At 58.4% G+C, this 12,609-nt stretch carries 10 protein-coding genes and 1 tRNA gene; 3 read left to right on the top strand and 8 right to left on the bottom strand.

Annotated features, from left to right (window positions below; all coding sequences use genetic code 11):
* Nucleotides 1-12 precede the first annotated feature (12 nt).
* The 8 genes from HUU60_01900 to HUU60_01865 form a co-directional block, all read right to left on the bottom strand.
* Nucleotides 13-1,986, bottom strand: coding sequence for a 4Fe-4S dicluster domain-containing protein (locus HUU60_01900; protein ID NUL81459.1), 1,974 nt, complete (start codon nucleotides 1,984-1,986; stop codon nucleotides 13-15).
* Entirely contained in the window at nucleotides 1,987-2,922 is a 936-nt protein-coding gene (locus HUU60_01895) for an electron transfer flavoprotein subunit alpha/FixB family protein (protein NUL81458.1), read from the bottom strand.
* A gap of 14 nt (nucleotides 2,923-2,936) precedes the next feature.
* A complete protein-coding gene (locus HUU60_01890; GenBank protein ID NUL81457.1) occupies nucleotides 2,937-3,686 on the bottom strand; it encodes an electron transfer flavoprotein subunit beta/FixA family protein in 750 nt (249 codons plus the stop codon).
* A 13-nt stretch (nucleotides 3,687-3,699) separates the two neighbouring features.
* A complete protein-coding gene (locus HUU60_01885; protein NUL81456.1) occupies nucleotides 3,700-3,987 on the bottom strand; it encodes a hypothetical protein in 288 nt (95 codons plus the stop codon).
* A complete protein-coding gene (locus HUU60_01880; protein ID NUL81455.1) occupies nucleotides 3,984-5,162 on the bottom strand; it encodes a thiolase family protein in 1,179 nt (392 codons plus the stop codon). The genes HUU60_01885 and HUU60_01880 overlap by 4 nt, the downstream gene beginning before the upstream one ends.
* A 10-nt stretch (nucleotides 5,163-5,172) precedes the next feature.
* Nucleotides 5,173-7,548, bottom strand: coding sequence for an enoyl-CoA hydratase/isomerase family protein (locus HUU60_01875; GenBank protein ID NUL81454.1), 2,376 nt, complete (start codon nucleotides 7,546-7,548; stop codon nucleotides 5,173-5,175).
* Nucleotides 7,549-7,591: 43 nt separating this feature from the next.
* Nucleotides 7,592-9,847 (bottom strand): hypothetical protein, encoded by a 2,256-nt coding sequence (locus HUU60_01870; GenBank protein ID NUL81453.1) that lies wholly within the window; start codon nucleotides 9,845-9,847, stop codon nucleotides 7,592-7,594.
* Between the two features lie 24 nt (nucleotides 9,848-9,871).
* Nucleotides 9,872-9,943, bottom strand: a tRNA-Ile gene (locus tag HUU60_01865).
* A 46-nt stretch (nucleotides 9,944-9,989) separates the two neighbouring features.
* Here HUU60_01865 and HUU60_01860 point away from each other — a divergent pair.
* The 3 genes from HUU60_01860 to HUU60_01850 are packed head-to-tail and all read left to right on the top strand — an operon-like array spanning nucleotide 9,990 to nucleotide 12,569.
* A complete protein-coding gene (locus HUU60_01860; protein NUL81452.1) occupies nucleotides 9,990-11,147 on the top strand; it encodes a DUF115 domain-containing protein in 1,158 nt (385 codons plus the stop codon).
* Nucleotides 11,144-11,908 carry a copper transporter gene (locus HUU60_01855; GenBank protein NUL81451.1) on the top strand — a complete coding sequence of 255 codons (765 nt, stop codon included), beginning with the start codon at nucleotides 11,144-11,146 and terminating at the stop codon, nucleotides 11,906-11,908. The genes HUU60_01860 and HUU60_01855 overlap by 4 nt, the downstream gene beginning before the upstream one ends.
* Nucleotides 11,898-12,569 carry a glycosyltransferase gene (locus HUU60_01850; protein NUL81450.1) on the top strand — a complete coding sequence of 224 codons (672 nt, stop codon included), beginning with the start codon at nucleotides 11,898-11,900 and terminating at the stop codon, nucleotides 12,567-12,569. Before HUU60_01855 ends, HUU60_01850 begins: the two co-directional genes overlap by 11 nt.
* Nucleotides 12,570-12,609 lie beyond the last annotated feature (40 nt).

Here is a 12,609-nt window from a genome sequence, read left to right as displayed (position 1 = left end):
CTCCGTTCTCTATTATCGCACAGGTGTCTCGATTTGTTCCAGGATCAGTTCGGCAATATCTTTGACCTGAGTGGTTTCGCTCTTGGCTTTGACGCTGTCAGAGATCATGATCATGCAGAAAGGACAGCCGACCGCGACCGTTTCGGCGTTCGTCGCCAGCAGTTCGTCGGCGCGCTGAACTCCCGGTCGCTGGCTGGGCGGTTCTTCGGTCCACATCCGACCGCCGCCGGCGCCGCAGCAGAAAGTCTTATCCTTAGAGCGCGGCGCCTCTATGATGTTCAGCTTCATGCCGCTCAACGCTCGCCGAGGCGCCGCGTGGATGCCATTGACCCGCGCCAGATAGCAGGGATCGTGGTACGTAATCGTCTTGCCGCCGTCTTGGGGCGCTGGAAGTTTGCCTTGTTCGATGAGTTCCGCCAATAGTTGCGTGTGATGGAGAACTTCGTACTGCCCGCCGAATGCTCCGAACTCGTTCTTGATCGTGTGCATACAGTGCGGGCACATCGCAACGATTCGCTTGACCTTGGCAGCATTCAAGGTCTCGACGTTTTGCATGGCCAGGTCTTGGAAAAGCAAGTCTTCGCCAAGCCGTCGCGGCGTATCGCCCGTGCACTTTTCTTTAGGGCCCAGCACAGCAAAATTGACGCCTGCCTTGGTCAGGAGCGTTGCAATGGCGCGCGCGGTTTGCTGTCCGCGTGGATCGTATGCGCCTGCGCACCCAACCCAAAAGAGAATGTCAAAGTTCGGGTTTTCGGCGACCGTTGGAATGTCGAGGCCGTCTGCCCACTTTGCGCGATCGGCGGGCGGCAGACCCCACGGATTGCCCTGGCTGCCGATCCGTTGCAAAGCGCCTGCAGGCGTACCGCGCAGATTGCCTTCGGTTACCCGGTGCCGTCGCATTTCCATAATCATGATGGGATGCTCGATCAATACGGGGCACTCCTCTCGACAGGCGCCGCACGTCGTGCAGGCAAAGAGCTCGTCGTCGCTGATCACATGGGTCAAATCATCGCCGCTGCCCTTTGTCATTGCGTCTCGAAGCTTCTCAACTATGAGCTTCGGGTTGAGCGTTTTGCCCGTGGCTGTGGCGGGACAGGCGCGTTCGCACCGACCGCAGCCCATGCAGGCGTCAAGGCTCATCAGATGCCAGCGCGAGAATTGGGAGAGGGCATTGACACCGATTGCACCTCCCTGCTCTACTTGCTCGATATCGACGTTGGGCGGGACGTTGGCCTGGATAGCGGGTTTGAAATAGGCGACCACGGGCGCCAGCAAAATGTGCCGCGTCCTTCCAAATGCGAGGGAAACGATCCATGCGGCAATAAGGACGGCATGAATCCACCAGATCACGCCGTAACCATCAACCGATAGGCCCATGAAGGCAGGCGCAAAAGCGTTGCCGACAAATGACCATGCCGCAACTTGAGGCGGTGTGCTATCTACGACTATGCGCGCCGATTCGAGCGCATACCCCGTCAGCACAATGACGAAGAGTAAGAGAACGCTGACCAGGTCGGCGGGAGCGCGGCTGAGCGATGGCGGCTTCTGAACAATACGGCGATAAAGCGCTAGCAGGCAGCCGAACAAGACGCCCAAGCCAAAAAGATCGAGAGTCACCTCGTAAACGGCAAAATACAATCCCTTATGGAACTTGAATCCGACGCGCTCGGTCGTCTCGTTGATAAAGAGCAGAGTCGTGCCGATGAAGAGGACGATGAAGCCGATGTACATCGGAATGTGAAAGAGGCCGCCGAACTTGTGCCTCGGCAGTTTTCGTTGCTCTAGAGAGAACCGCCGCATCGTTCGGAATCGCTTATGCCACGGGCGATCGTCCGACACGGCCTGGCCCTGTTTCCACAGGCGAGCGCGACCGCGATACCAAAGGGCGACATAGCCGATAGAAGAGAAGATCAGGATGTAAAAGAGCGCTTTTTCGAGAGAACTAATTCCAATATAAGTATTGCGCGTATATTCGGACCAGTCCATTTAGCCTCTTAAACGTTTGAGTTCCTCGATCATCTCGGGTACCGCTTGATAGAGGTCCATCACTAAGCCGAAGTCGGCCACATCGTAGATGGGCGCTTCTGGGTCGGTGTTGATGGCGACGATGACTTTCGAATCTTTCATTCCGGCCAGGTGCTGCACGGACCCAGAGACGGCCACAGCGATATAGAGCTCCGGCGCAACCGTCTTGCCCGTTTGACCAACCTGCAGGTCGTTTGGAGCGATTCCAGAATCGACGGCGGCGCGCGTTGCGCCCACAGCGCCGCCCAGCACGTCGGCGAGTCCGCCAATAAGCTTCTCGAAAGTTTCTGCATCTTTTAAGGGTCGTCCGCCCGACACGACGACCCGAGCCTGCGTCAAGTCGGGTCTGCCCTGCGCGCCTTGCTCCAATCCAATGTATCGGGTGCCGTCCGAATCGCTTTGTAAGGAAATGCGTTCGATTTGCGATTCGCCGCTGCGCGATTCGGGCTTGCCCCATGCCGGACCGCGAGCGGTCATGGCGAATCTTGGCGCGTCGATTTCGAACGTGCCGATCAGGTTGGCCGAATAGATCGGACGTTTGACCCTAACTCTCTCGCTGGCTTCAAACTGTATGACATCGCTCACTATCGGCCAATCCAGCAAGGCTGCCGCCCGCGCCAGAACATCGCGAGTATAAGTCGAAGTCGTACCCACAACGATGTCGTACGGCTCGGCGACGAGAGCGATCGTCTTTGCGTAAGCGCCGGACAGCGGCGGACCGGCGTTCTGAACAACGATCGCGCGGCCTGCGCCATAGCCTTGCAGGCGGTCGATGCCCTGTTCTCCGAATGCCAGAATGTCGAACTCGGCCCCTATCGATTGCGCAAAGGCGATGCTGGGAAGGGTTTTCTCCGATACGATTTGTCCATCGCTCTCCGCTAAAATGAGAACTCTCATTGATCTCTCCGTGATTAGATAGCCTTTGCTTCTTCCTTGAGGGCTTGAACAAGTTCGGATACAGAGGCGACTTTGCGACCGCCCTGTCGCTTGGGGGGAGCCTCGACGCTTATCAGGCGCACGCTGGCTTGCACCGACACGCCCAAGTCGGCCGGCGAGAGCGTTTCCAACGGCTTGCTTCTTGCTCGAACTATGCCTGTGAGCGAAACGTACCGAGGCTCGTTCAACCGCAGATCGGTTGTAATGACGGCAGGCAAGGCGACTCGGATGGTTTCGATGCCGCTGTCGGTTTCCCTTGCAACCGTCGCTTCGCTTCCGCTGATTTCAATTTTGGAGGCAAAGGTCGCTTGGGGGACTCCCAAATAGGCGGCGAGGTATTGACCGACCGCATTGTTATCCAAATCGACGGCCTGCTTACCTAATAGAATAATTTGAGGCGACTCGCGCTTTGCGAAGGCGGCCAAGAGCTTTGCGATCGCGGGCGGATCGAGCGTCTCGTCAACTTGGATATGGACGGCTCGGTCGGCGCCCATTGCCAGCGCAGTTCGAAGCTGCTCGGCAGCTTCTGCGCCTCCAACCGTTACGGCTACAACTTCGGTGGCCATGCCGGCTTCTTTGAGTCGAATCGCTTCCTCAAGCGCGATCTCGCAGAATGGGTTGATAACGTGCTTCTCGCCATCTACAACGACGGATCGTCCGTCCGGTCCGGGCGTTACCTTGGCAAACGGATCGGGCACGCGCTTGATCGGCGTCAACACCTTCATTCAGTCAGCCTCCCTATGCATAGTGATGCGATCTTGTGCGGTCCGGCATGGTTAGATAGCGTCTAATTGCGGCTAAATCGCCCGTTTCGCGCACCAATTGCCTCAAGAGGGGCGCAACGCTATCTCGTCCAAACGCGGCCATGGCCTCCGCTTCCATCGCTTCGGACATGCGGATCGCCCTGGCCGCCTCTTCGCGGTCTTCTAAAGTAACGGCCCACTTTTCGGCTGCATACAGCGCGATCAACATTCGACCAAATGCAGCGGAGAGGTTGTCGATCGCCGTGTCGCCTTTGTGTTTCATAACAGTTCGTACACCGCCGCGGCGCCCATGCCGCCTCCCACACACATGCTAACGACGCCCCACTTCCCGCCTCTCTTTCGCAACGCGTTCAAGAGAGTCGCTGTCTGCCGGGCGCCTGTACAGCCCAATGGATGACCGAGTGCAACGGCACCGCCATTGACGTTCAGTCGTTCGGTCGGCAGGGGGAACTGTCGCAACACGGCCAGCACCTGAGCGGCAAACGCCTCGTTCACCTCGAACAAGTCGATGTCCTCGACCTTTTTGCCCGCTTTCTCCAGCGCTTTGGGGATTGCAAACGCAGGGCCGATGCCCATCGTTTCCGGCGGAACGCCCGCAAGCGCATAGGAGACCAATCGTGCGATCGGTTTCAGTCCGAGAGCGTTCATCTTGCTCTCGCTCATCAGAATCGTCGCAGCGGCGCCGTCGCTCCGTTGAGAACTGTTGCCCGCCGTTACGGTGCCGTCGCTCAAGAATGCTGGCTTAAGCTTCGCCAGCGCTTCGATGGTTGTATCGCGCCGAGGTCCTTCGTCCTGCTTAAGAATAACTTCTTTCTCCTTTGGATAGCCGTCCGGGCCGTAGTCGCGCTCGGTCGTTTGCACCGTCCAAATCTCGCCTTCGAATGCGCCGGAATCTTGAGCGGAGACCGCCTTCATATGGCTGTTGTAGGAGAACTCGTCCTGCTCCTCGCGGGTTATGCCGTACTCATTGACCAGTTTCTCGGCAGTCAGCCCCATGCCCAGATAGGAATCGGGATAGTTGCGAGCAAGCGTCGGGTTTGGTTTGAAAATGGTTCCGCCCATGGGGATCATCGACATGCTCTCCGTTCCGCCACCGACGGCGACATCGCATTGGCCCGTTTGAACGCGCTGAGCCGCGATCGCAATGGCCTCCAGACCCGAGGCGCACATGCGATTGACCGTCGCGGCGGCCACATCGATAGGCCAACCGGCTCGCAGCACACTGATCCGGGCTACGTTCATGCCCTGCTCGCCCTCTGGCATTGCGCAGCCAAAGACGACGTCCTCTATCTCCTTAGGGTCGAGACCGGGAACTTGCGCCAAAGCGCCTTGAAGCGCAAATGCGCCTAAATCGTCCGGTCGCACGTTTCGCAGCGCGCCGCGGGGCGCTTTTCCGATCGCCGTTCTTACCGAAGCAACTATATAAGCGTCTTGCATCGTGGTCTCCTTAATTGCGAAGGGGTTTGCCCTTCTCCAGCATGTGCTTCATTCTTTCCCAGGTCTTGGGCTGTTGCGCCAGTTTGGCGTTTACGATGACCTCAAGCCGATAGAAGTAGGCTTCGGGCATCGGTTTTGCGCTGGCGCCGTCGCCGCCGGACAGTATCCATGCCAGTTCCGAAAGGATGAGGAAGTCGTGATCGGACATCATACCGCCGGTCTTGAGATTGTAAAGCTCGACATAGAGTCGGCTATAGAGGCCGTCGCCATGCGCCATGACCTTTGGCGGTTCGGGCGGCTGATAGCCTGCTTCGTACAGGTTGATGGCAGCTTGCTTGGCGCCCCACAAAACGCGATCGGGATTGATCACGATCTGATCCAAGCCCGGGCGCAGGAATCCGTACTCTTGCGCTTCGAACGCGCTCGTGCCCACCTTGCCAAATCCTAAAGTCTCAATGATCTTGCGCACTGCTGGATAGGGATCGGCGTCTGCCGGAAGGTCTTTTAAGGCGCGATGAAGCATGGTACTCGCGCCGCCGCCGCCAGGAATAATGCCGACTCCGACTTCCGGCAGCCCCATGTAGGTTTCCGCCGAAGCTACGACGCTCGAACTGTGCATGGCCAGTTCGCACGCGCCGCCCAACGTATAGCCAAAAACGGCGCTGACGATTGGAACCTTGGCGTAGCGAAGGCGCAACAAACTTTGCTGAAAAGCATGGGCGCCGTTTGCGACCTCGTCCCACTCGCCCGCGCCGATCATCATCAGGAACAGTTGTAGGTTGAATCCAACGCTAAAGTGGTCGCCCAGTCCCGTTATCACCAAGCCGCGGCCTTCCTGTTCGGCTTTGTCGGCGCCTTTCAGGATCGTCTCCATTACGGAGGGGCCGAGGGTGTTCATTTTGGAATGGATCGCCGCGCAAAAAACGTCGTCGCCCAAGTCGTACAGCGAGGCGTCGGCGTTGCCAAGAAGTTTGGGGCGCTTTTCGGCCATGATCCCCGGCGTCATAAACTCGGGCGAGAGGTCGATCTGCCGGGCGCCGCCGATCGACCAAGAGTAGACCGTATCGCCTTGATAGAACGTCTCGCGACCCGAATTAAACAGTTGCTGAAGCGTTGGCGGAACGACATCCAGGCGTTCGGCGAACGCGCGCGGGCCGATGGCGTCCAATGTTTCGATCGGCCCCATCTCCCATCCAAAGCCCCATTTGATCGCATTGTCGATCGGCTCGGGGTCGTCGCACAGGCTGGGTCCATGCGTCAGGGCGTAGCACAAACCGTCGCTGAACAATCGCCACAAAAACTTCCCTTCTCGGCTGTCGTGCGCGATCAGGGCTTTGATGCGCTCCTTAAGGGGCAGTTTTTCGATTTCGGCGAAATGGTCGAATCGCGGCTTTTGGCGCGGTCGGTATTCGCCCGTTTTCAGGTCCATCGCTTCTATCGTGCCGTCCTTTAGGCGTCGAAAGAAACCGGCTCCGCTCTTCTCGCCCAATCGACCTTCGGCAAGCATAGTCTGCACGACTTCGGGAAGTTCGAACGCGGCCTTTTCTTCTGGCGTTTCGAGCCTTTCGCGCTGATGGCTCGCAACGCTGGCAAGCACGTCCAGGCCAACGATGTCGGCCAATCGGAAGGTCGCGCTGCGCGGTCGCCCGATCAGAGGCCCCGTCAGCGCATCGACCTCTTCGACGGTCATATCAAACTCTTTGACCGCCTGAAACACGCTCATCATCGAATAGATGCCCAAGCGGTTGCCGATAAAACCGGGGGTGTCCCGTGCGATCACGACCCTCTTGCCCAATACCTTTTCGCCAAAACCGACCGCACGGTCCATCGTATCTTGCGCGGTTTGATCGAGAGGAATCAGTTCAAGCAGTTTCAAATATCGAGGCGGATTGAAGAAGTGCGCTCCAAAGAACCGGGCGCGAATCTCTTCGCTGCAGCCCTCTGTCATCTCGGAGACGGAGAGACCGGATGTGTTTGTGCTGAGATACGTTTGGGGGCCTGCGTGCTGCTGTACCTTGTCCCACATCTGTCTTTTGATGTCCGACCGTTCGACGATGGCTTCGATCACCCAATCGGCGTCCTTGATTTTAGGCAGGTCGTCGTCAAAATTGCCAAACTGGATGCGATCGGCAAACTTTTCATGATAGAACGGCGCGGGTTTGAGTTTCTTTGCTTTGGCAAGCCCTTGAATAGCGGGACGATTTCGAACTTCTGGGCTGGTTGCAGTCAGACCCTTTGCCGCTTCGTCTGGGGTTGGCTCGCCGCCCGGGATGTCGAGCAACAGCGCGCGCCACCCGACGTTCGCCAAGTGCGCCGCGATTTGCGCGCCCATCGTGCCGGCGCCCAAAACCACGGCGAACCCGGTCGTCTTATGTTCGTCGATCATTCGTTTCCCTCGTCTTTTCTTTGGTTTGGCATTGGTTCCTGTCTTAAGGCCTTGGTTGTGATGCGCCGGTCGGAACGATGCCGTTCGGCGCGATCAGGATGGCATCCAATTCGATGTATCGCTCGCCGTTCGCCTTGAAGCGCAAGGTTAGCTCGTGCGATCCGGGTCGGATGCGCGCCGATCCGATTCGGTGCCAAACATAGCGCCCGGCGTACTTGGCGCCCTTGTCTCCGTTTGGAGAATAGCGACCTTCGGCCCCGCTCGACGCCTCGTTTTTGGGATCGGGCTGAACGCTCCATTCTAGCTCTCTCGACAGCCCTGCGGCCGCAACCCAGATCGCATAGTCGCCGTCATAAGGAGCGCTGAAACTGTAGTTGGCGTAGTCGTATCCACCGGTCGGGAGGATGGAGGACTTTAGCCACAAGCTGGCGCCGCCCGAAATCGCAGCCCAGTCGCGCGAGGAGCCAAAATTGTGATCCCGTGCATTCTCCGCTTCTAACCAGACGTAGTTTCTGACTGCGCGCTCGGCCGATTCGACCGCTTGGCGCACTAACTCGAAGCCTGAGAGCGGGCTCTTTGAATAGGTTTGCATGGCCTGCTTGTAGCCGAACCGCTGAACGGATAGATCGCGCTTAAGATTCGATGCAGTTTCCTCAGCCCGTTTGAACCGCGCCGCCAAATCTTCGATGGCTGTCTCGCACAAAGGCAAGGCGGTAAAACCAGTAAGGAATGTAGGTCTCGAGCCAATCATGACCGTAACCCGGTCGCCCCGCACAGTCGCTTGAGCGGCCGTGCCGTCGGCCATCGAAGCGAAGATGGGCGTCTTATCGCCGAACTTCAGCACGAGCTGCTTCGATTCTCTATTTGTCCATAAGCAGAGCCGGACCCGCGGTCCTACGTCCGTTTGAACCATCGTCCAGTAACCGTACACGCCGTCTATCCAGATCAGTCTGCCTCCGACAGCTGTTTGAGACGGCACGAGCCACCGGCCATCGTCCATCAGTTGAGGCTCGACGGGCGTCCAAGCCGAAATGGGGAAAGCCTCTGCCACGGGCTGGCGAGCAGTCGGAGTTACAGACAGGGCATCTCCGATCGCGTCTTCCGGCTTCGATTCCCAAACGATCGTCGAGAAGCCAACGCCGGCTAAGGTCTGGACCAATGCGCTAGTGGCGGTTGCGGTTTCGATTATCGCCAAACGCTGACCCTTCATGTCGGCCATTGATCCGGCGGCTTGCGACAAGGCGGCAAACCAATGGTCTCGTACATTGGACGGTATGTAGACGGCGGCGCCGTCCCGATCGCGCGGCAACCAAGCGGGAGAAGGAGACAGATCGGAACCGTCGGTCAACTCCATCCAACTCAGACAGGGCGCGTTCAAAAACTTCTGCATCGAACGGTAGGCCGTCTCGCATCGCATTCTTAGAAAATCGTGATAATCGGTCCAGAACTGCGTGCGCGCCTGATCCACATGAACGGGCCGCTCGCCGATCTTCCATAAAGCCGCAACGCCTCGCTTGTTGGCCCACAGGGGAAAGCGTTGCGCCGCCTCGCGATGCGTTTTGAACTCTACGTCCGTCCTCCAGGCAAAGTTCAATCCCGACACATCCTGATATTTGCCGCGCAGGTAGGACTCCCAATCCAGCTGAAACTCTGGGCTGTTGGGAAACACCCGCCAATGATCTTGAGACGGGAGCGACGGAGAGGCGTTGATCCAGCCTAGAAGGCTCCTGGAGGGCCTCTTGGACTGTAGCAGCAGCGCTAATCGGTCGCGGTGCGCGTCGTGCTTGGCCCAGAAGTCGGGCATCTGACTGACGCCGAACGGATAGTAAAGCGCTACGTCTAATTCGTTGTCGGCGCTAGCGCCAAACGCGGCCTCGCCGTCCTTTAACTCAATCTCGATGTTGCGTCGTAGATCGCCGCTTCGCTTTTCTACAATGAAGGCTAAAGCGCGAGAGGCTGTGTCCGACCGAAACTTGTAGACGCCCTTTGGATCTGGGTTCTGGCGATAGCGCTCGGGTTGGCAGATCCAACCTTCGGCATTGCGCGCCGAACTGTCTGGGAGCCAAAGCCAATAGCCCAGGTTTCGCGATTCGAGCGTTTCGATCGCGACTTTCCAGAGTTCTGGACTAATGCTTGCCGGAACTTTGACGACCACGCAGGTCGATCCGATCGACCGGGCTTTATCGATGCTAAGCCCTAATTTCTCGTCCATTTCGACGGCGATGCCCTGGGAGACGGGTTGTGCGAACAAACTGGAGGCCGCAACCAGCAGGACGAGGGACAGGAGGCAACGATTCACGCTCAAAAGGATACCCGAAGAGAGTGGGCCCGGAGGGATTCGAACCCCCAACCAAGCGGTTATGAGCCGCCTGCTCTGCCCTTGAGCTACGGGCCCTCGCTCCGATTATACACTCAGGCGCTACAATATCGCAGGGGGCGCTATGGCGCTAACAAAGACGACCGAGACAACGACAAAGGTTCCGTCGCGCATATCTGGTCGAGTTAAGGTTGACGAGCGGACCAAACGGCTTGTTCAGCGGCTCCGGCGGGGAGACATTGCGCTCATTCATCACGCCGATCTCGATTCCGTCGCCGCGCGAAGCCTGATCGATGCGGGCGTATCGGCCGTGCTCAATGCGGCACGCTCCATTACCGGTCGTTACCCGGCCTACGGCGCTCGAATGCTCTTGGATAGCAAAATTCCTCTGATCGACGAGTTGGGCGATGAGTTTTTCAATTCTATCAAAGAAGGCGACCGAGTAGCGATCGAAGGCGATGCCGTCCTGTATGGAGGCGGCAGACAATGCAAAGGGAATCGAGTTACTGTTTCAGATGTGGATCGTCAGATCGAGACCGCCAAAGCCAATGTAGGGGCCGAGCTAGAAGCATTCGCAAAAAACACGCTGAACCTGTTGGAGCAAGAATGGCGACCGATCCTAGAGCCGTTGCCTCTGCCGGAGCCTCTTGTTCATTTGGCCAGGCGCCACGCGGTGGTCGTGGCTCGGGGGCCCGGCTTCAAAGAAGATTTGGCGGCACTTCGTCGCTATATGCAGGATTCGCGCCCGGCCATCATTGCGGTGGACGGCGCCGCGCAGGCGCTGCTCGATATTGGGATACGACCAGACCTAATCGTCGGGGATTTAGACAGTGTTTCCGATCAAGCCCTTCGGTGCGGTGCCCGGATTTGGGTGCACGGTTATTCTCAGGAAGATCGTCCCTCGCCAGGGATGGCCGTAGCCGAAGAAAAACACTTAGATGCGCTGGTCGTTCGATCGCTGGGAACGAGCGAAGATTTGGCTATGCTGATCGCTTACGAATTGGACTGCCCGTTGATTGTAACCGTCGGATGTCGCTTTGCGCTGGAAGAGTTTTTGGACAAAGGGCGTTCGGGCATGGCCAGCACGTTCTTGGTCCGGCTGAAGGTCGGCTCGCGGCTGGTTGACGCTAAGGGCGTGGGGCGGCTTTACTCGGTTCGCAAGCAAGCGCGCGAGATCGTATGGCTGTTCTTGGCCGCGCTCTGTCCCGTGGCGGTGGCGCTGGCCTTCTCGCCCACTGGGCAGTTCATCGTGAAACTTGTGCGGAACTGGTGGCGACTGTGAGCGATTGGCGCTATCACGTGGCCAGCCTCTCGGCGTGCCTGCTTTGCTTGGCGATCGGGCTGATGCTAGGCGCGCTCTATCTGTCGCCCACAGTGCCCGATTATCTGAAGAATCGCCTGACCGAGTTAGAAAAGCGCATTGACGAGCGCGCGAACGAGACTCAAGACCTGCGCAATCAGATCGACCGGTATCGCGAGGCTGTGAATCAACTGGATGCGCCCGCCTCCTTTTCTGGCAGACATCTCAGCGGCCGTCGCCTCGCGATCGTTCAGACGGGCGATTACGATGAGGCCACAACATCCGTCGAACGAGCCATCGAGGCCGCGGGAGGACGCGCCGACGCGATCATACGGGTCGGACTGCGCGAGCTTTTGCCAGACGAAGAGCGCCTCGTATGGACGAATCTCGCAACGGCGCTCTCCGGCGCGCCCCAATCCAGCATGTCTTATCTGCACCGTCGAGCAGGCATCGCGATTAGTGGTCGAATAAACGGCAGGCCCGACGCGGTGATCGTGGTCGGCGGGTTTGACCGTCTGTCGCCGGATGACGATTTGACGCAGTTGGCGACCAAGGAGCGCGCTGCCGTCCAGGTTCTCATCGACTCTGGTATCTTTGTGGTCGGTGCGGAGCCTCTTGTTTGCAAGGAACCATCCAATCTGAAGTCGCTCCGCATTCCCTCTGTTTCGGCGGTGGACCTCAACACAGGTCGCGCTCTGCTTGTCGAGGCGCTGGCAAACCCAGGGGCCGAGATTGAGCCATGAGTTCGTAGCAATTGTGCCCGCTCGAAACGAAGCGGCTACGATTGTCCAGACGATAGCGGCGCTCGGCGATTTGCAAGTCTTAGTGGTGGACGACCACAGTTCGGACGATACGGCAACATGGGCCGAAAAGGCCGGAGCAACGGTCATCCGACTGCACGATCCCGATCTGCCTCCGGGCAAAGCAACCGCTGTTTGGCGAGGTCTTCGGGCCATAGGCAAATATGACTGTTGCTTGCTGGTAGACGCGGACTTGGGAGAAACTGCATCGGCGGTCAAGGCGCTCATCCAACCTGTGCTCAGCGGCAAATTAGACATGGCGGTCGGCGCGCCGCCTTCCACCAGGAAAGGCGGGTTTGGACTCGCCGCACGAATGGCGAGGAACTACTTGCTACGGAAGCATGGCGCCCGATTCGCAGCGCCGTTGAGCGGTCAGCGCTGTTTGTCGAATCGCTTGGTCCAGTCGCTCAAGGGCGTGGCGCCAGAATATGGCTTAGAGGTCGGCCTGACGGACGACGCGCTATCGATGGGCTTCGCTGTGGGAGAAATACCGATCGACATTCGGCATCGAGAGTTAGGCAAGACGCTGAAGGGCTTTCTGCATCGCGGACGACAATACCTTGCCATCCGACGCGCTATTCGAGGGGTAAGAATATCACCCTGATCGTCTGTGTTTGCTCGGTCGCGGTTGCGGCCGCGGTTCA

It is taken from the genome of Armatimonadota bacterium (assembly GCA_013359125.1).
Lineage (GTDB): Bacteria > Armatimonadota > Fimbriimonadia > Fimbriimonadales > GBS-DC > JABWCR01.
Note: the sequence above shows the minus strand (reverse complement) of the source record. Positions and strands in the feature narration are given on the sequence as shown.

Coding starts and splice junctions, on each gene's coding strand:
- HUU60_01900 (NUL81459.1), bottom strand. CDS start 1,986: ATGGACTGGTCCGAATATACGCGCAATACTTATATTGGAATTAGTTCT.
- HUU60_01895 (NUL81458.1), bottom strand. CDS start 2,922: ATGAGAGTTCTCATTTTAGCGGAGAGCGATGGACAAATCGTATCGGAG.
- HUU60_01890 (NUL81457.1), bottom strand. CDS start 3,686: ATGAAGGTGTTGACGCCGATCAAGCGCGTGCCCGATCCGTTTGCCAAG.
- HUU60_01885 (NUL81456.1), bottom strand. CDS start 3,987: ATGAAACACAAAGGCGACACGGCGATCGACAACCTCTCCGCTGCATTT.
- HUU60_01880 (NUL81455.1), bottom strand. CDS start 5,162: ATGCAAGACGCTTATATAGTTGCTTCGGTAAGAACGGCGATCGGAAAA.
- HUU60_01875 (NUL81454.1), bottom strand. CDS start 7,548: ATGATCGACGAACATAAGACGACCGGGTTCGCCGTGGTTTTGGGCGCC.
- HUU60_01860 (NUL81452.1), top strand. CDS start 9,990: ATGGCGCTAACAAAGACGACCGAGACAACGACAAAGGTTCCGTCGCGC.